Origin of the sequence: Bacillus sp. KH172YL63 (genome assembly GCF_011398925.1) — a bacterium.
GTDB lineage: Bacteria > Bacillota > Bacilli > Bacillales > Bacillaceae_B > Rossellomorea.
Window position 1 is genome coordinate 2,442,964 of record NZ_AP022842.1, and the last position, 16,752, is coordinate 2,459,715.

General features: G+C 43.8%; 21 protein-coding genes. 7 read left to right on the forward strand and 14 right to left on the reverse strand.

The annotated features are described in order from the left end of the window. The first annotated feature begins 212 nt into the window (after window positions 1–212). Both KH172YL63_RS12420 and KH172YL63_RS21745 read left to right on the forward strand, forming a co-directional pair. The gene (locus tag KH172YL63_RS12420) at window positions 213–1,379 is read left to right on the forward strand and encodes an endonuclease (protein WP_173106399.1); all 1,167 of its coding nucleotides are present in this window, start codon (window positions 213–215) and stop codon (window positions 1,377–1,379) included. An 88-nt stretch (window positions 1,380–1,467) separates the two neighbouring features. Beyond that, entirely contained in the window at window positions 1,468–1,593 is a 126-nt protein-coding gene (locus KH172YL63_RS21745; RefSeq protein WP_269475150.1) for a hypothetical protein, read from the forward strand. Between the two features lie 180 nt (window positions 1,594–1,773). Here the strand turns inward: KH172YL63_RS21745 and KH172YL63_RS12425 are convergent, their stop codons facing one another. From KH172YL63_RS12425 to mscL, 4 genes are all read right to left on the reverse strand, one after another. After that, window positions 1,774–1,989, reverse strand: a complete 216-nt coding sequence (locus KH172YL63_RS12425; RefSeq protein ID WP_173106400.1) for a hypothetical protein — start codon at window positions 1,987–1,989, stop codon at window positions 1,774–1,776. 193 nt (window positions 1,990–2,182) lie between these two features. Next, window positions 2,183–2,380 (reverse strand): cold-shock protein CspD, encoded by a 198-nt coding sequence (cspD, locus tag KH172YL63_RS12430; RefSeq protein ID WP_032088076.1) that lies wholly within the window; start codon window positions 2,378–2,380, stop codon window positions 2,183–2,185. Between the two features lie 169 nt (window positions 2,381–2,549). Further along, complete coding sequence (locus KH172YL63_RS12435; protein WP_232066012.1) at window positions 2,550–3,110, reverse strand: DinB family protein; 561 nt, start codon at window positions 3,108–3,110, stop codon at window positions 2,550–2,552. An 84-nt stretch (window positions 3,111–3,194) separates the two neighbouring features. After that, window positions 3,195–3,575: a large-conductance mechanosensitive channel protein MscL gene (mscL, locus tag KH172YL63_RS12440; protein ID WP_173106401.1), complete on the reverse strand. Its 381-nt coding sequence runs from the start codon at window positions 3,573–3,575 to the stop codon at window positions 3,195–3,197. A 131-nt stretch (window positions 3,576–3,706) separates the two neighbouring features. On the opposite strand from mscL, the gene KH172YL63_RS12445 reads away from it, so the two are divergent. After that, window positions 3,707–4,174 carry an NUDIX domain-containing protein gene (locus KH172YL63_RS12445; RefSeq protein ID WP_173106402.1) on the forward strand — a complete coding sequence of 156 codons (468 nt, stop codon included), beginning with the start codon at window positions 3,707–3,709 and terminating at the stop codon, window positions 4,172–4,174. Window positions 4,175–4,254: 80 nt separating this feature from the next. Continuing rightward, window positions 4,255–4,503 (forward strand): DUF2164 domain-containing protein, encoded by a 249-nt coding sequence (locus KH172YL63_RS12450; RefSeq protein ID WP_173106403.1) that lies wholly within the window; start codon window positions 4,255–4,257, stop codon window positions 4,501–4,503. A gap of 27 nt (window positions 4,504–4,530) precedes the next feature. On the opposite strand, the gene KH172YL63_RS12455 is transcribed toward KH172YL63_RS12450, so the two are convergent. Together KH172YL63_RS12455 and KH172YL63_RS12460 are read right to left on the reverse strand one after the other, a co-directional pair. Then, on the reverse strand, window positions 4,531–4,977 hold the full coding sequence (locus KH172YL63_RS12455; RefSeq protein ID WP_173106404.1) for a hypothetical protein: 447 nt from the start codon (window positions 4,975–4,977) through the stop codon (window positions 4,531–4,533). Window positions 4,978–6,037: 1,060 nt separating this feature from the next. Beyond that, the gene (locus KH172YL63_RS12460) at window positions 6,038–6,655 is read right to left on the reverse strand and encodes an NUDIX hydrolase (RefSeq protein ID WP_173106405.1); all 618 of its coding nucleotides are present in this window, start codon (window positions 6,653–6,655) and stop codon (window positions 6,038–6,040) included. Window positions 6,656–6,824: 169 nt separating this feature from the next. On the opposite strand from KH172YL63_RS12460, the gene KH172YL63_RS12465 reads away from it, so the two are divergent. Then, complete coding sequence (locus KH172YL63_RS12465; RefSeq protein WP_173106406.1) at window positions 6,825–7,439, forward strand: PH domain-containing protein; 615 nt, start codon at window positions 6,825–6,827, stop codon at window positions 7,437–7,439. 178 nt (window positions 7,440–7,617) lie between these two features. Here KH172YL63_RS12465 and KH172YL63_RS12470 read toward each other — a convergent pair whose 3' ends face one another. Continuing rightward, window positions 7,618–8,586 carry a cation diffusion facilitator family transporter gene (locus KH172YL63_RS12470; RefSeq protein ID WP_173106407.1) on the reverse strand — a complete coding sequence of 323 codons (969 nt, stop codon included), beginning with the start codon at window positions 8,584–8,586 and terminating at the stop codon, window positions 7,618–7,620. A gap of 154 nt (window positions 8,587–8,740) precedes the next feature. Here KH172YL63_RS12470 and KH172YL63_RS12475 point away from each other — a divergent pair, with 154 nt between their 5' ends. Further along, the gene (locus KH172YL63_RS12475) at window positions 8,741–9,802 is read left to right on the forward strand and encodes a DUF3900 domain-containing protein (protein ID WP_173106408.1); all 1,062 of its coding nucleotides are present in this window, start codon (window positions 8,741–8,743) and stop codon (window positions 9,800–9,802) included. 8 nt (window positions 9,803–9,810) lie between these two features. Here KH172YL63_RS12475 and KH172YL63_RS12480 read toward each other — a convergent pair whose 3' ends face one another. Genes KH172YL63_RS12480 through metG form a run of 3 tightly spaced genes read right to left on the reverse strand, consistent with a single transcriptional unit; the run spans window position 9,811 to window position 12,102 of the window. After that, window positions 9,811–9,978 (reverse strand): hypothetical protein, encoded by a 168-nt coding sequence (locus tag KH172YL63_RS12480; RefSeq protein ID WP_173106409.1) that lies wholly within the window; start codon window positions 9,976–9,978, stop codon window positions 9,811–9,813. Then, the gene (locus tag KH172YL63_RS12485; RefSeq protein ID WP_173106410.1) at window positions 9,962–10,450 is read right to left on the reverse strand and encodes a metallophosphoesterase family protein; all 489 of its coding nucleotides are present in this window, start codon (window positions 10,448–10,450) and stop codon (window positions 9,962–9,964) included. Before KH172YL63_RS12485 ends, KH172YL63_RS12480 begins: the two co-directional genes overlap by 17 nt. A 14-nt stretch (window positions 10,451–10,464) precedes the next feature. Further along, a complete protein-coding gene (gene metG / locus KH172YL63_RS12490) occupies window positions 10,465–12,102 on the reverse strand; it encodes a methionine--tRNA ligase (RefSeq protein ID WP_173106411.1) in 1,638 nt (545 codons plus the stop codon). Between the two features lie 528 nt (window positions 12,103–12,630). On the opposite strand from metG, the gene KH172YL63_RS12495 reads away from it, so the two are divergent. Further along, window positions 12,631–13,227, forward strand: coding sequence for a class I SAM-dependent methyltransferase (locus KH172YL63_RS12495; RefSeq protein ID WP_173106412.1), 597 nt, complete (start codon window positions 12,631–12,633; stop codon window positions 13,225–13,227). Between the two features lie 66 nt (window positions 13,228–13,293). Here the strand turns inward: KH172YL63_RS12495 and KH172YL63_RS12500 are convergent, their stop codons facing one another. The 4 genes from KH172YL63_RS12500 to trpB all read right to left on the reverse strand — a co-directional run bounded on the left by KH172YL63_RS12500 (window position 13,294) and on the right by trpB (window position 16,730). Continuing rightward, complete coding sequence (locus KH172YL63_RS12500) at window positions 13,294–14,298, reverse strand: S66 family peptidase (RefSeq protein WP_173106413.1); 1,005 nt, start codon at window positions 14,296–14,298, stop codon at window positions 13,294–13,296. 112 nt (window positions 14,299–14,410) lie between these two features. Further along, window positions 14,411–14,566: a hypothetical protein gene (locus tag KH172YL63_RS12505; RefSeq protein WP_173106414.1), complete on the reverse strand. Its 156-nt coding sequence runs from the start codon at window positions 14,564–14,566 to the stop codon at window positions 14,411–14,413. A 177-nt stretch (window positions 14,567–14,743) separates the two neighbouring features. Next, on the reverse strand, window positions 14,744–15,535 hold the full coding sequence (gene trpA / locus KH172YL63_RS12510) for a tryptophan synthase subunit alpha (RefSeq protein ID WP_173106415.1): 792 nt from the start codon (window positions 15,533–15,535) through the stop codon (window positions 14,744–14,746). Further along, on the reverse strand, window positions 15,528–16,730 hold the full coding sequence (gene trpB, locus KH172YL63_RS12515; RefSeq protein WP_173106416.1) for a tryptophan synthase subunit beta: 1,203 nt from the start codon (window positions 16,728–16,730) through the stop codon (window positions 15,528–15,530). The genes trpA and trpB overlap by 8 nt, the downstream gene beginning before the upstream one ends. Window positions 16,731–16,752 lie beyond the last annotated feature (22 nt).

Consider the following 16,752-nt stretch of genomic DNA (forward strand, 5'->3'; position numbering starts at 1 on the left):
AACGCTTTAAACTGGTAAGTTAGTGGAAAGAAAAAGGGACAGGTTTTTGGCCTGTCCCCCTACATATCATTCAATTGCCCCAAAGCAAAATCATCAGCAGAAACACTTACCCAACTATCAAACATAAGCAAATTGATTCAATTTCACGAAAAAACCTCCACAACCATTCTAGCTTATTGTAGGCTAGTAAAAAAGGGTTAAGGGGAAGTTCTATGAAATTCACGAAAAAGCACACCACAATCATACTGCTCCTGGCAATGCTTATTAGCGGCTGCAGTATGCCTGCATCACAAGAATCGAAACCAGACAAACAATTAGATACAACCGCTTCTATGCTTTCAGTAAAAGAAGCCATCCAACAGCAGGACAATAGGATTCAATCTGTATCCGGGTATATTGTGGGGCAGCCGGTTTCAGAATCAAATGTCTTAACAAAGAACTTTTCTGCAGATTACTCGATCGCCATTGCCGATCATCCGAAGGAACATGATCCACAGCATATGCTGTATGTTCAGATACCCGCCGACTTTCGATATCGTTTCGGCTTAAAAAGCTCCCCTGAAAGATTAGGCGAAAAAATATCCATTTCAGGGAATTTGACTGACTATTACGCCCATCCAGGAATGAAAGGGCTCACCGACATGTCCAGCAGCACACCAAAGGCATCCACCATAAAGGAAGACCCCAAGGAAGTGCAGGCATATTATCAGTCAGCCACGGGGAAAGATGGACAGGAATTGAAAAAGGCACTTCACATGATCATTGACGAACACACCGAGCTTTCCTACAAAGATGTGTGGGATGCCCTTCGCACCACTGACGAAGATCCATCCAACCCCGATCATGTCATCCTCTTCTACTCACGCCGTTCTCAGTTCAAATATGCCAACGGCGGAGAAGTGGATGACTGGAACCGGGAGCATATCTGGGCAAAATCCCACGGAGACTTCGGAGCACGTCAAGGAGCAGGGACCGACCTCCATCACATTCGCCCTGCCGACGTAACCATCAATTCTTCAAGGAGCAATCTGGACTTTGACATTGGTGGTTCCACACACCCTGAAGCACCTGGTACCCGCTATGATAAAGACTCATGGGAAGCACCGGATGAAGTGAAAGGGGATATTGCGAGGATGCTTTTTTATATGAGCGTAAGGTACGAAGGTGACGACGGAGAAGTTGATCTTGAATTGAACGAACGGGTCGAAAATAACAGCCTGCCTTTCCACGGAAAGAAGAGTATCCTCCTTCAGTGGCATCAGGAGGACCCTGTTGATGCATCAGAAAAAAGAAGAAACAATATTATTTTTGAACAGTATCAAGGTAATCGGAATCCGTTTATCGATCATCCCGAATGGGTCACGCTTATCTGGAAATAGTGGAGATGACTCCTTCAGAAAAAAATATAATATGAACGTATGATATTTTCATTTCCGGGCACATTATAGTAGACGGAGGTGATAAATCATGACAAACAATAACAACAAAAAACCACAACAGCAAAAAAATGAAGCAGAATTCGCTCAAGAGCAAAGTGCTGCAGAAAGAGCCAAAAAAGCTTCTGCCAGACAACAAAACCAACAAAACAAGTAATCAAACATAGTCATGTAAAAGAATACTTACAAAAAAGACTAGTCGCTCGACTAGTCTTTTTCTATGAGGTCCGTCCCTCACGTGAAAACCTCCCCGGAATACTCCAAAGAGGTTAGTACATATGATATTCTGTTTGCCACAGTTTGTGATTAATATGATGCCCTTGTCTGTTGACTAAGGTCAGGATTTTATTTTCTTCTTGAAAGGTTTGTATGCAATCAGGATAGCAAGTACTGCGGATACCACGCTTACAAAGGTACCGATGAGTGGCGATCCCTTGTATCCAGTGCTTTCATAGAAATATGTCAATAGAAAGCCGATGATAAGACTCAACAGCAGGCTGATTCCCAAGAACACGCCGATAAAAATAAAAAATTTCTTTCCGTTTTTCCACAAAATGCACGCACTCCAATATATCAGGTATAGTATTCATACTTTACCATAATTCAACCGGCAAGGCGATCAATCTCACTCTATCCGCTGCACTTCGAATGATCCCGGCCGTTATACCCCATCGTCCAACACATCCCAGAAATAAAAAAACCGGGTACGTCAGCTGACGCACCCGGTTTGAAATTATACGGTTGAATTACTTTTGAACGTTTGCCGCTTGTGGTCCACGAGCGCCTTCAACGATTTCAAATGTAACGTCTTGACCTTCTTCTAATGATTTGTAACCTTCACCTTGGATAGCAGAGAAGTGTACGAATACATCGTCTTGACCTTCTACTTCGATGAAACCGAAACCTTTTTCAGCGTTGAACCATTTAACTTTACCTTGTAACATAAAACATGTACCTCCTAGTGCAGTTGCACATTAAAAATTTATATTCCTGCTCTGTTAACATTCAGGTTGAAGGACATTCAATCTTGCGTATTAACCGAACAAAAATAACTATCTTTACTATAACAGATGGGATGGCAAAACTCAAGAAATGAATGGGTCTATTTGTAAATTATGAGTCCAAAGATTCAGTCGTTTCCTTACGGTTTTCTTTTGCGTAAAGTTTTTTTATCATGCGGATCTGGCCCCTGTGATTGATTTCATCTTCGAACACATGGAACCATTTAAAGTAATTATTTCCCTTATGACCATACCACCAGTCGCACTCTTCAAATAACCATGATTCATCCAGCTGTTTGAATTGGGCAATTGTCTGCTCTCTGGTGGATTGTAACTGATCCAAATAAAACTGCACGCCATTCCCGTGAATGACCTCTGCCGCTTTACTCCCGAGACTTAATGCAGGCTCAAGGGTCATTGCATACTCTTCTATTTCCATTTCACTTAAGTTCTCGAATGTCAGCACTTGATAAATCTTTTCTACAGCGTCAGCATGGGCAAGCAGCATCCCGATTGAATTCGCTTCATCGTGACACCGGTAATCAAGCATGTCGACCGACAGATTCTCTACTTCCTGAATGGTGGTGAATCTTGCATATTCCATCATGGACAGCAAGATGGAGAAATCCTTTTGCATGCCATTTTTCTCTTTGATTAAAAAAAGTGTGTCCATTTCCAATTTTCATCTCCCTTTTCACATGTCTCTCACTATATTAGATAAAAATTGGAAAATACCTTTATTCAATACATGAAATAATCACCTATCTACCCGCAGATTCTTTAACAGGTCTCTGATTTCTTTCAGCAGTTCTTCCTTCGGATCTGGCTTTGCCGGTTCTTTTACTTCTTCTTTACGCTCTATTTTTTTGTATGCCCGGACGATGAAGAAGATGACGATTGCAATCAGGAAAAAGTCCACTACATTTTGGATGAATACCCCATACGTAATGACCGCTTCCCCTACAGAGAATGACAATTCTTTGAAATCCACTCCACCAAGCATGATACCGATAAGCGGCATGACGATATCATCTACAAGTGATTTCACTATTTTCCCGAAGGCTGCGCCAATGATGACCGCGACTGCAAGATCAATGACATTGCCTTTCACGGCGAATTTTTTGAATTCATTCCACATATCCATACTCCTTTGAAAGATGTTTTGTTTTTCGCTATTACACTTCCCACTTTTATACAAATTTATCTAGTCGTTTCCTTCCCCTTCTGCTACACTTATTCCATTAATGGAAGTACAAAAGGGGAGATTACATGCTTTATCCAATCAGAATACGTGCCGGAGCAGTCATTGTAGAAAACGGAAAATTATTATTGGCAGAATTCAATGATGAAAATGGTCTTCATTACAACCTTCCCGCGGGTGGAGTGGAGGAAGGGGAATCAATCCGTGAAGCAGTGGTCAGGGAAGTGCTTGAAGAAACAGGTGCTGATGTCAGTGTGGGTGAACTTGCGTTTTCATATGAATATGCCCCCCATTTAAATGCGAAAATGTATGGCGACACCCATACTCTTTCATTATTTTTCTCTTGTGAGCGCAGAAGTCACGAACTTCTTACACCGAGCTCTCCCGATCCAACCCAGACCGGCATTAAATGGGTGGCTTTATCCGATCTTCATACCATAGTCCTTTACCCTAAGATCCAAGACAGGATCATCAGATATGTGAACGAAGGTTTCAGAGAAGACTTTATAGAAGAAGCAGATCTTGCAAAGAGCTAAGCACTGCTTTCAGAACAAGCATACGATTGTGAACCGTCTTGTGTTACGATTGGAGAAAAGACACAGGAGGTATATCTACGATGTTTACTAAGATTCCTAAAGAACAGAAAGACGAAATGATAGGAATGATCCAAAGCTTCTATTATGAACAAACCGGGGATGAAATCGGGGATCTTGGAGCCGAGAACTGGTATGATTTCTTCATGAAGAAAATCGGTCCTTTTATATATAATAAAGGTGTCTCAGATTCTAAAGATGTGCTGATGGATAAGATGCTTCTTTTGGAAGATGATCTTTATGCGTTAAAAAGACCCATTAACAGACGGTAAACGAAAAAGGAGCAGGGCGAATCCGTCCTACTCCTTTTTCACTTTATGAAGGACTTTATCATCGATACGACCGTTATCATTCACGATTTCAACCGTAACGGCTTCTTTGTCCTTATTTTTTATCGCTGAAACCAGCTCATCCAGCCGGTCCGTTTTTTTGATCTCTACTCTTTTCTCTGCCTTGTGTTCCTCAGGTTGTTCTGAAGCCTTTCGACTCTTCATCTCTTCATCGACAAAAATCAAATCAGTACCCAACGCTTCTCTCATCTCTTTACCCTGTATGAAAAAGCGTACCTGGAATGGTGTGTCCGGCTCTAGTGCTTCATCTGTCAACCGGGCGGAAAACGTCATCGTTTCTGCTTCCTCATTGATGATGATTCCACCGTCTACAATCATATCCGCGGCATTTCGATTGCATCCGCTGAGTAGAGCAGCTAAGATGGCAGCGATCACAATGGTTTTTAACCCTTTCACCTGATGTGCCTCCCTTGATAGTATGTGCTCTATTATCTTACCAAATGATGTTCATAGAAAGCCAGAAACAAGTATGAAGAAGTTTATTGCATTGGGCTGGAGGCAAATTCGTAGTTAGGCGGAGGCATTCTTTTTTGGGGGACAACATGCTCTGGAAAATCATATTTAAGAAGAACAAGGAGGTGGCTGGATCTTCCATGCAATGGAGTACATTACATAGTCTATATATCACTACTTTACTCTATACGAGCGTGTGATCTTACCACCTGTAGATGCATTGTAGATTAACGGGATCGACTCATTTATCATTCTTAGTACTACGACTTCTTGAGATGTTTGTTACATACAGCTTTCAGGATGAACAATTTTTCCTGGACACTTAACATTCTCCAACATTTAGCACGAATGATCATGATTTTTCCCCTCTCCTTTTTCACATCATCTTTCATTACCTCTCTTTACCTCCATTTAATCGTTTGCAAACCATTCAATATGTTACAAATTGACAGATGATCATGCTTGCTCCGACAGATTCTCTTAGCGAATCGAGGGGGGAATGAGAACATTTGTCAATTTGTATGGTGATTTGTAGAATTTCTTTTTCATTTTTTTATCATTTGTTTGTTTAGATTTTCAGAAAGGGAGCATTTAAGCCGATACTACAGTGTTTAGAAAATAGATAACAAGGTAAATTGGCAAACCAGAATGCTTAGATTTTCCAGTGGGTTGGTGTCATTAACTAGTTTGATCAAACAATCGAGATGTGGTTGATTGCAGCGAGGGGTGCTCGCTTTCCGCGGGGCTGGCGGTGAGCATCTTCCGCTCCAGTCAACTTGTCTAAAATTAACGTTAAACAAATGGTGAATAAAAAACAGCACGCTCAACCTACATCGACAATATCTATTGTCAGCGTCGGCTGTAGGTGCTATATTGTGGCTCAACGCAAATCACTGTTCCTGGCTACCTGCACTTTGAATGTACGTAGACAGGGTCTTGTAGTTCTGCTGAGGTCAACCTCATGTTGTCCTCTACATTTTTGATGATTTCATGATATATAAAATCATGAAATGAGTTTCACAAAATGATGAAGGACGCGTGCGGTCAATCCCCAGATGACTTTGTCTCCATAGTAGAAGAAGTGTTCCTTCATATTTCTCGCCTGCCAATTATAGTTCTCCCCTCCAGGGATATGGTTATAAGGGAAACTTTCTTCAGGTTCCATCTTGAATTGGATATTGTACAGGTCAGGCTCCCTTTCCTTGAAAAAGGCGAGGGGCACAGTAAATATCTCTTCCACTTCTTCTTCATTGGGTAGTAAAGCTTCCAGCCTGGTATGCAGTGTTCCGACAAACGGATAGATGATGGTCCCGAATGGAGAGACAATATAATCTAAAGGATGCAGATCACTGATGGTGCTCCGATCTATCCCCAGTTCTTCAGACGTTTCCCGGACCGCGGCTGCCCTTTCATCTGCATCCCCCGGGTCAAGCCTGCCACCTGGGAAACAGATTTCCCCCGGCTGTCTCCGCATGTTAAGTGAGCGGACCTCGAAGAGTACATGAACTTCATCTTTCACCTGGATGAGAGGGAGTAGAATAGCATATTCGGAAAATGCTTCACTTCCCAACACTTTAGGTGACCTGTCCTGAAGCGGACGCAATAATTCGTTCAAATCCATTCCATTTCCCCCTTCCTATTATGCTAGTCTATGATTTTCTTTATTATAGTATGAACCGGAAACAGGACCAAGCGTTAAGTTTCAACCTCTACATGATCACGCTATGATATACTGATCGTGTCTTCAGCATTTGGAAGACCGATCACTTTAATATGGAAGGGATGATTTCATGTTTGGAAAAGTGGCTTCAGATGTTTTAGGTTTAAGCGATATTGGCAGCGTAATAAAGCCCGTCGATTATGAAAAGGCGGATTCTGATGATTATATTATGCATGAAGATGGTGAGAGAATTTATTTCTTGATCAAATCCAAATCCGATGAATACTGCTTTACGAATAAAGCGCTCATCCATCTGGATGGAACGAGTGCCGCAAGTAAGAAGCGGGTGCTCCGCCGCATGGAATTTCACAAATACCAGATCTCGAATGTCCTTCTAGAAACCGCCGGTACTGTGGATCTTGATGTTGAGATAAAGTTTAAAATCAATTCAGAAATCTATTCTATAGACGTTCATAAGAAGCATTTATCAGAAGTAAAGGATTTATATAAATCGCTTCTCAAAATTGGAGAAATCACTGCAGACAATCTGATCTATTCAGGGTATGCCACTGAAAGCCTTCAACTTGCTTCCTCGACGCTGGGTCAAGTAAAGGCAGATGATATAGACGTGGTGAAACAGTTTAAAGAAGTCAACCAGTATGCTTTTGACTGGCTGTCTGAGAAGAAAAAAGAGTTCTCACCAAAAGATTTCGGTTTCGTGTTTGAAACATTCATCCAACAATAATATATTAGGAGACATACCTGTCCCCAATACGTAAAATAAGTGGTTTTCGATATCATGAAGGTCAACACAGTGGTGCACGGCTTTCCCTGTAGAAAACATTAAAAATCCGAATGAATGGGTTCTTCACAAAGGAAGGCGACTCATCATTCGGAGTTTTGCTTATTTACATTGCTTTCTGCTATTCAGCACCTTCCCATTCCTTCTTTCCATCATCTTCTAGAATCCCAAGCGTCACATCGGCAATATCCGGATCTGCCATTAATTTATCCTGAATGTGAAGCTTGATATCATCCGCTTCAGACAGTGGCAGCCCTTTCTCCAATTCAAGATAAGATTCAACATGATAATAGCGTCCCTCCTGAAGGATCCTCAGTCTATTAATATCAACGACCGCCTTATGCCCGAAGATGATCTGGGCAACCCGATCCTCCACTTCTTTCGGGGCGGCGACGCCAATCAAGCCGACCATATTATCATATCCGACCCTGAAGGCAACCCCCACCATCAGGATCCCAATAATGATTGTGACGATTCCATCAAGGAGCTGAACATCTGAGAAATAAGACACCAATACAGCGATCAGTGCCAGGAGCGCTCCTGTTACTGCAACAATATCTTCATAAAAGACAAGTCTGGTCGGGGGAGCGGCCCTTTTCACATTTTTAAAAGCACCTGTAAAAATGCCCCATCCCCTGCTTTCTTCCCGGGCCTCTTCCCCGATTTCTTTCATCACTTTAAAGAGGATCACGCCATCGATCAGGATATTCAATACAAGCACCGATACATTCAGCCAGATCCCTTTGACTTCAGCTGGATGCTTCAGTAAATGGATCCCTTCCCTGATCGTTTCATATGCCATGATCGACACGACGATGACTGCGATCATACAGAAAAGGTTGATCACCCGCCCGAATCCAGTCGGGAATTTTTCTGTCGGTTTCTTTTCGGAAAGGACGCTGCCAATAAAGACAAAACCTTGATTGACTGCATCCGCCAACGAATGCATGCTAGATGCAAACATCGCGCCGCTTCCGCTGATAAAGTAGGCGCCCCCTTTTGCGATCGCCAATATGCCATTTCCGACCATGGCAAAGAATGAAGACTTATTCCCTTTTTTCAGCAAAGAAAAAAATGATTCATCGCTCATTTCACATCCCCCTAACATCGAATTTACCCCATAGGCTTTAGTATTCCTTTTGAGTGAACTTTCATAAGTCAATTGACGAACCTTTTAAGCTTTTCTATACTTGTAAAATGTATAGATGATTGATTGAGAATCTACAAAGGTCAGGAGAAATGATATGGACTTTACCATACAGCACCTTTCCTTTTATCTGATTCAGGTAGAAGGAAAAGGAGAAGAAGCCGACAAGCGGCACAAACACTTTCAGACATTGACAGGCTCCGAATATGAAGAGAGTCCCCTCAAAAGCTTTTTGGACGGAGAGTTGACGAAAATCGTGAAACGGAAAGTCGACCGTCATTCAAAGTCAGAGTCTGCGCCTACGAAAATCGGACGATTCGTAGTGGAACCAGGTCACGAACTGACATCCAACCCGAATTATAATTTATTCCACCGCACCCGATATGCCGAGGGAAAGGAAGATTTCCGCGAGGCATGCGACCAGATCGTTCAAATGTATTTAGAGACGAGCGCCATCCGTGGCGGAGCATTTCTTGTGGCAACGGCCAAACTGACAAAATTCTTCGATGACCCGTTCGTATTCATCATGAAATGTGACTTCGAACAAAAGGTTGCCACTATCACAGACGAAGCGACACTCATACATAATGTTGAAATGGCGATTACCACAAAGAACATGAAATCCATCCAATACCCATACATGCCAGAAGAAGGAATGATGGACTCAGCAGAAATCAAAATACATCAGGCTTCACATGCAAGATACTTTGAAGATTTTCTTAAATGGGTGGAATATGAGAAGTCCATGCCGGAAATCGTCAAAACCCAAGTGTATGGCATGGTCAAGGAACATATTTCAGAAACATATGCTGAAGAAAGTGATGAACGTGTCGAGTTCGAAGAAGCCGTTGAAGAATGGGCGATCAGTCCGAAACGGGAACTTCAGGAACGCTTCACCACAGAACAGGTTGTCGAAGCCACCTCTCAAATCGTCGAGCAGTCCCCTGAGGTGGAACTGAAGGTAAAGCTTGACCACGTCTCGGTCAAAGCCCTCCTTTCAGACTTCGGTGACAGCATTCATCTTGCCAAGGTCAATGGCCGCTACGTCCTGATGATTGAGAGTGAATCGGTCATGTTTGAAAAAGGATTTTCCCCATTGGAATTCCTGAAGCCTGATGAACTGCATGATGTGATACAGCGGATACAGGGGAAGGAATAGAGCAAGAATCACTGTAACAGGTGAAGGATGACAAGCTGTTTCGGATAACCATCAAATAGGATTCGCTGTTGACCAATGCACAGACCAATCAGGTTCGTGGGCTTGGTCAGCAGCTTTATTGTATAATACCGCAGAATGTGTTGTGAAACAGCCATCACTCTATTCGTAAAAAACATGCTCACATCTCCAACCATCCGTTATCGTCAGGATGCCGTGTGAATAATACGGGAGCTTTCGTTTGTCGGTAGGGGATCCGGGATTGAACAAGAATACACCCTTTGTATACCGTGAATAAGGGATGTGTGAATGACCAAAAATGATTACATTTACGTCTTCGTCATCAAATGCTTCAAGAGCCCTTCCTTCGGTCGTTTTTCCTTTTCCGTCTCCATGAACGAGACCAATCTTCACACCATTGACCTCGATGATTCTTTTTTGTGGCAAAAGGGATTGAAGGTCCTGACTATCCACATTTCCTGCCACTGCCACAAGTTCCCCGTAGGATTGAAACGCTTCATAAATGTCTACCGTATTAAAATCACCTCCATGTATGATGAGATCACATGTTTTCAGGTCGTTCACTAATGGCTCCGGCAGGCCCTTTCCTTTTTTCGGCATATGGGTGTCTGACACAACGACGATTTTCATTGCAATCTCCTTTCCTATTTGATGATACTTTCATTCAGCTTTGCTCTCTCCAACTCGATGACATCCACGTCAACCCGCTTGAAGAGGGGTCCCGTATGCTCGATGTTCACTTTCAACGGAAGGGCTATTTCAGACCAGGCAGGTTTTTCAGAAATGTTCAGCTGTGTTGTCAAAGCGTTTGCAGTGAAAGGCAAAAACGGTGTCAGGACATTTCTGAGATTGCAGATGATATACAAAAACTCTTTCAGAATGTCTTTTGCTTCCTCCCTGTTCTCTTTGATTACATTCCACGGTTCCTTCTTATCGAAACGCTTATTTGACCAGCGAATGAAAGAAAATATTTCTTCAAGCCCCTGTCTAGAATTTCCGTCTTCAATTAATTGTCCTGTCACTTTATATAATGCGGTCAGCCGATCCATTACATCCTCTTCAACCTGTGGGACAGTCACAGCGGGACCGAATTCTTTCACATAGAATTTCAATGAGCGTTGAACGAGGTTCCCGAGTGCACCCAGCAGTTCACTGTTGTGACTGTAGATGAATTCTCTCCATGAAAAATCCCCATCCCTTTTCTCCGGGGCATTCATTGTAAGGAAATAACGGACAGAATCCGGCTGGTATGAGGACAATAAATCTTTCACCCACACAGCCCAATTTGCGCTCGTTGAAATTTTCCGTTTTTCCAAGGTCATATATTCACTTGAAATGATATGATCAGGCAGCTTCTTTTGATTGATCCCTATGAGGACGGCGGGCCATATGAGTGTGTGGAACGGAATATTGTCCTTTCCATGCACATAATAGGATGTTGCATTTTCATCCCAGTATCCCCTCCAGTCCTTCCTTTGTTGTTCTGCCCATTTCTTCGACCCGCTGAGATAACCGCATACCGCTTCTAACCATACATACACTTTCTTATTACCGAAACCTTCGATCGGGACTTCTACTCCATGATCCAGATCCCTCGTAACCGCCCGGTCTTGAAGACCTTCCGACAGATAACGCTTCGTGAGCTGCTGTGCATTTTCTCTCCAAGTGTTTGACTGTTCTTGTAGGTACGTTTCCAACCGGTCCTGTAATCGAGACAGGGCAAAATACAAATGCGTAGTGGTCTTCAACACCGGTTCTTGACCGCAGAGTTTGCATGTTTTCTCCAACAGCTCTGCAGGCTCCAGCACCTTTGAACATTGATCACACTGATCTCCCCTTGCCCTCGCACCGCACCCGGGACAAATTCCTTCAACTAAACGATCAGGGAGAAATCGACTGTCCCTTTCACAATAGGTTTGCTCCACTTCTTTTTCATATAACCAGCCCTGTTGATAAAGCTCCTGTAAGATGTGCTGGACCACTGCGTGATGGAATTCCCCGTCTGTACGACCGTATTCATCAAAACTGAAACCCAATGCGAGGAAGGAGTCATGAAATTCCTGATGATACCGGTCTGCCACTTCCTTCACCGTGATGCCTTCCTGCCTTGCCCTGATCCCGATCGGTGTGCCGTTGCAATCACTTCCTGATACATAAAGCACATCCTCACCCTTCAAACGATAATATCGTGCGATAATATCCCCCGGCAATAACGATGCGATATGCCCTACATGCAGCGATCCGTTCGCATAGGGCCATGCCCCGCCAATAAAAATTTTCATCCCATACTCCTCCTTTACATAATAAAAAGCCCCCGTCCTAAAGATATCCATCGATATCTAAGGACGAGGACTTGACCTCGTGTTACCACCTTAATTCGCCGCCTGCTCACACAGGTTTGCCTCAACAAGTACGTGGCTGTGTCGCCATTATACCGTGGCAATGATAACGGATGCCCATACCCGTCCTACCCTACACCCTAACGGTTCGAATAGAATGCTCCGAGACCATATTCCATATCGGTTTTCCCTGCTTCTTTTCAGCTGCCGAAGCTCTCTGTTAAGGGCCGTCCTCAATGTACTCTTCTCATCAACGCAAATAGTTTTTTCTTATATTATTCTATTTTCCAAAAAAATGCAACCGCTATTTTCAGGTTTCATTTCAGCTTAATAGTGGAAGAGTGAAAACATGGCATGCGTGTTCACTTTAAGTGGATACATGGGGATGATCCCACTATGTATACTCCCCTGGTCACGTATGTACGGACGAAATTACAATCATTCCTTATTCTATAAAGAGGTGACTTCCTAATGTTTTCCCTTCAGAAACAATTCAAACGGCCAGATGGTATATTAGGCTGGGTGATCGGTAAAGTAATGGAGATTGATAATCGAAAAATCAACAACTGGTCCCTCAGGCAGTTGGGGATCAAAAATGGCGAACGGGTATTGGAGATAGGATATGGACCTGGTTATTGCATCCACAGGATCACCAGCACATTCCCTGACACAAAAGTGGACGGAGTCGATATATCTGAAACGATGAAAGAAAGTGCCGAGAGTAAGAACCAGCACGCCATTGACCATGGAAGAGTCAGACTGTTCATACATGATATCAGTAAATTCCAATTGGACGATGTCGAGTATGACCGGATCTTTTCCGTCAACAATTATCCTCTTTGGAGTGACAAGAATAAAGCGCTCGCCCATTTGCACAATATGTTGAAACCAGGCGGCACCCTCATCATTACTGTCCAGCCAAGAGGGGATGAAGAAAGGGACAGCCGGGCAAAAGGCTATGGTGAAGAAATATTAAAAGCACTACAGGAATCCGGTTTCAAGAACATCACGATTTCCTATAAAGATGTCCGCCCTGCGCTGACCGTGTGTGTGAAGTGCACCAAATAATGAAGAACCTTCCTGAACGCTCGTTAGATCAGCAGGAAGGTTCTTTTTGCAGGGCAAACCATCATCTCAATTCACCGGCTTTTCTAGCAACCGGAAATCTATTTCACTCCTGGAAACATGAAGTCTTGCTCTTATCCCATTGGGAAGGATGAACATCGGATCGGTATGACCGAAATCCATGTCTGTAACGATCGGAATGTCATATCCTTCTGTCACTCTTTTCAGCATCTCTCCCAGCTGGTTGTCCTGAAAGCCTACATTCTCATGAAAACGGCCAATTACCAGGCCGTTGATTTTGCCGTAAATACCCATATGCCGAAGCTGGGTCAGGTACCGATCAATGGATGACGGCGTTTCGTCGGGGTCATCCTCAATACACAGGATCGCTCCCTCCAAATCAGGAAAATACGGTGTGGCTGAAAGAAGCAGCATCGTCCCTACATTGGCCGCAACGATGTTTCCTTCACCCATCCCTGCTCTCACTGCCTGAGGGCCTTTATTATCCAGCTGCTCCCTTGCACGATTGTCTTCTTCATCCCACCACAAGTGTTCCATGACATGGGATGCAGACGGCATATAAACCACCTTTTCCCCTTCCATGAGTGTTCGAATGATATGCTCCTTTGTATAAGGGATAAGCCCGCCCCATTCACCGTATTGGGGAAGGACGGCCGGGCCCAGATAGGTCGTCATGCCGGTCATGCGGTGTATGGCCAGATGAAGGGCAGTGATGTCACTGTACCCGAGGAGAATCTTAGGATGATTCCTGATGAAATTGTAGTCGAGATGTTCAAGAAGCTGATGGGAACATGTTCCACCAATCGTCGTGATGATTGCCTTCACTTCTTCGTCCGCAAAAAGTCCATGAAGATCATCCACCCTTTCCTCCACAGTACCCGCCATATACTCATTGATTTTCAACGTATTTGGTGCTGTCTTCACCTTAAATCCAAGGCTTTTCAGTTCTTCTATTCCTCTATTCAGTCTCTTCGGACAATGACCGGCGACCGGGGAAGAAGGAGAACAGATGCCGATGATGTCACCTTCTTGTAATCTTGCAGGTATGATCATATCTAATGCCTCTCTGTCATTATGTATTATATTGTCAGATTAATAGAAAAAGTTGTAAATTTCAACCTGAAATACACATAAAAAGCCGGCCCCATTGGACCGGCTCTGTTTTTCACTCTTCCGTATCGCTTTCTTCGGTGTTGCTTTCTTCATCCATGTTTTCTTCCGTACCCGTATCCTCTTCCGTGTCACTGCTGCATCCGGCTGCAAATGTTACTACTGATAGAGCTGTCATCAACATTAATAACCACTTTTTCATGTTTTTCATTTTGATAGCCTCCTGTTATGATGCTTTTGTTCAACTACATCTCTATCATACTGATTATTCATTGAAAAAGAAGGCTATTTACCTGTATTTTACATACTCTTATCATTCGTTCATGATTCCCCGCATCTCTTTACAAGTGATACTCACTTTGACCATTAAGGCTACGATCCGTTGGCTTTATGAGTTCATCGTACTGGCTTTTGATGCGGAGATCAATTCCTTGATTTCCTCTACAGCTTCATTCTGGATCAGGTCGATGATTTTACTCCCGACGACTACCCCGTCACAGCTTTTGGCCATATTGCGCACGTGCTCTGGAGTCGAGATGCCAAACCCTGCAAGGACAGGAACCTGACAGTTATTTTTCAATTTGAGGAGATGATCCGATATATTCTCCCCGAAGCCTTCTCTCGTTCCGGTCGTACCATTAATCGTCACCGCATAGAGGAACCCTTCAGTCACTGATGCCAACTCTCTGATCCTGTCTTCCGGACTGGTCAGGGTGGCCAGCTGTACGACTGCAATGCCATTGGCGTTGGACGGTTCCTTGATTAAATCATGGTGCTCGAGCGGAAGATCAGGAATGATCACACCATCCACACCGGCTTTACTGCATTGTTCAAAGAACCGTTTTATGCCAAATTTGTACACTGGATTCATATAGGTCATGAACACCAGAGGAATCCCGATTTCACTTCTTATTTCCTTCAGGGTTTCAAACACCTTCTGCAAGGTTGTGCCTGATTTCAGAGCACGTTTTCCCGCTTCCTGAATGGTGGGACCGTCTGCAACGGGATCTGAAAATGGAATGCCGACTTCGATTGCAGTCGCACCACTGTCTTCAAGCATTTTCAACGTTGGCAGTAACGCATCCATCCCTCCGTCACCTGCCATGACATAAGGAATGAATAATTTATTCCCCTGGTTTAGTTCTGCCTGGAATGTTTGATCGAGGAATTGCTTACCCATGCTGATTACCTCCCAATCGTTCTTTTACTTGCTCGACGTCTTTATCTCCCCTGCCGGACAGACAAATCACCACTGACTCATCCTTGTCCATGTCTGATGCTAATTTCACAGCATAGGCGACAGCATGGGAACTTTCGAGTGCTGGGATGATTCCTTCAGTTCGGGACAATAACTTGAAAGCTTCCAGGGCTTCCTCATCTGTTATTGAGGTATACCGGACTCTGTCGATTTCTTTCAGATAGCTGTGCTCCGGCCCAACGCCCGGATAGTCGAGTCCGGCAGAGATTGAATGGGCTTCCTGGATCTGACCTTCATCATTTTGGAGCAGATACATCATACTCCCATGAAGGACACCAACCGATCCTTTTGTTAAAGTGGCTGCATGTTTGTCAGTATCTACGCCGCTCCCCGCTGCTTCTACACCATACAGTTCAACTGTCTCATCCTCGATGAACGGATGGAACATCCCTATGGCATTGCTTCCTCCGCCTATGCAAGCAACGATTGCTTGAGGCAGACGCTGTTCTTTTTCCATGAATTGTTCTTTCGTTTCCTTTCCTATCACGCTTTGAAAATCCCGGACCATTTTCGGGAAAGGGTGCGGCCCCAATACGGATCCGATGATATAATGGGTATCCTCTACATTGGCAACCCAGTAACGCAGCGCCTCATTGACGGCATCCTTCAGTGTCGCACTTCCCTGTTTAACACCGACAACCTTGGCACCGAGCAATTCCATACGGAACACGTTGAGTTTCTGCCTCCTGATATCCTCTTCCCCCATAAAGATTACACATTCGAGATTCAACAGTGCACAGACGGTTGCCGTTGCCACCCCGTGCTGACCGGCCCCTGTTTCGGCCACGATTTTTCTTTTACCCATCCGTTCAGCAAGAAGTGCCTGGCCGATTGTATTATTGATTTTATGGGCTCCCGTATGATTAAGATCTTCTCGCTTTAAATAAATTTTGGCCCCGCCTACCTGTTTGCTTAAATTCTCCGCGAAATAGAGTGGATTTTCCCTGCCGACATAATCTTTCAAATAGCTTTGAAGCTTAGCCTGAAATGCTTCATCCTTTGAAGCTTCATCGTATGCAGCTTCTAATTCCTGAACGGCTTTCATTAAAGATTCAGGAACAAACCTTCCTCCAAATTCACCGAATAATCCTTTTTGATCTGGCTGTGCATATACCATCATAACTCCTCCATTCTCACAT

What these genes read in the sequence shown, in the direction of transcription:
- metG (WP_173106411.1), bottom strand. Translation starts at nt 12,102, where the DNA reads ATGAAAATTTTTATTGGCGGGGCATGGCCCTATGCGAACGGATCGCTG.
- KH172YL63_RS12465 (WP_173106406.1), top strand. Translation starts at nt 6,825, where the DNA reads ATGTTTGGAAAAGTGGCTTCAGATGTTTTAGGTTTAAGCGATATTGGC.
- KH172YL63_RS12480 (WP_173106409.1), bottom strand. Translation starts at nt 9,978, where the DNA reads ATGTTTTTTACGAATAGAGTGATGGCTGTTTCACAACACATTCTGCGG.
- KH172YL63_RS21745 (WP_269475150.1), top strand. Translation starts at nt 1,468, where the DNA reads ATGACAAACAATAACAACAAAAAACCACAACAGCAAAAAAATGAAGCA.
- KH172YL63_RS12500 (WP_173106413.1), bottom strand. Translation starts at nt 14,298, where the DNA reads ATGATCATACCTGCAAGATTACAAGAAGGTGACATCATCGGCATCTGT.
- cspD (WP_032088076.1), bottom strand. Translation starts at nt 2,380, where the DNA reads ATGTTACAAGGTAAAGTTAAATGGTTCAACGCTGAAAAAGGTTTCGGT.
- KH172YL63_RS12485 (WP_173106410.1), bottom strand. Translation starts at nt 10,450, where the DNA reads ATGAAAATCGTCGTTGTGTCAGACACCCATATGCCGAAAAAAGGAAAG.
- KH172YL63_RS12505 (WP_173106414.1), bottom strand. Translation starts at nt 14,566, where the DNA reads ATGAAAAACATGAAAAAGTGGTTATTAATGTTGATGACAGCTCTATCA.
- KH172YL63_RS12420 (WP_173106399.1), top strand. Translation starts at nt 213, where the DNA reads ATGAAATTCACGAAAAAGCACACCACAATCATACTGCTCCTGGCAATG.
- KH172YL63_RS12435 (WP_232066012.1), bottom strand. Translation starts at nt 3,110, where the DNA reads ATGGACACACTTTTTTTAATCAAAGAGAAAAATGGCATGCAAAAGGAT.
- KH172YL63_RS12460 (WP_173106405.1), bottom strand. Translation starts at nt 6,655, where the DNA reads ATGGATTTGAACGAATTATTGCGTCCGCTTCAGGACAGGTCACCTAAA.
- KH172YL63_RS12470 (WP_173106407.1), bottom strand. Translation starts at nt 8,586, where the DNA reads ATGAGCGATGAATCATTTTTTTCTTTGCTGAAAAAAGGGAATAAGTCT.
- mscL (WP_173106401.1), bottom strand. Translation starts at nt 3,575, where the DNA reads ATGTGGAATGAATTCAAAAAATTCGCCGTGAAAGGCAATGTCATTGAT.
- KH172YL63_RS12450 (WP_173106403.1), top strand. Translation starts at nt 4,255, where the DNA reads ATGTTTACTAAGATTCCTAAAGAACAGAAAGACGAAATGATAGGAATG.
- KH172YL63_RS12475 (WP_173106408.1), top strand. Translation starts at nt 8,741, where the DNA reads ATGGACTTTACCATACAGCACCTTTCCTTTTATCTGATTCAGGTAGAA.
- KH172YL63_RS12445 (WP_173106402.1), top strand. Translation starts at nt 3,707, where the DNA reads ATGCTTTATCCAATCAGAATACGTGCCGGAGCAGTCATTGTAGAAAAC.
- KH172YL63_RS12495 (WP_173106412.1), top strand. Translation starts at nt 12,631, where the DNA reads ATGTTTTCCCTTCAGAAACAATTCAAACGGCCAGATGGTATATTAGGC.
- trpB (WP_173106416.1), bottom strand. Translation starts at nt 16,730, where the DNA reads ATGGTATATGCACAGCCAGATCAAAAAGGATTATTCGGTGAATTTGGA.
- trpA (WP_173106415.1), bottom strand. Translation starts at nt 15,535, where the DNA reads ATGGGTAAGCAATTCCTCGATCAAACATTCCAGGCAGAACTAAACCAG.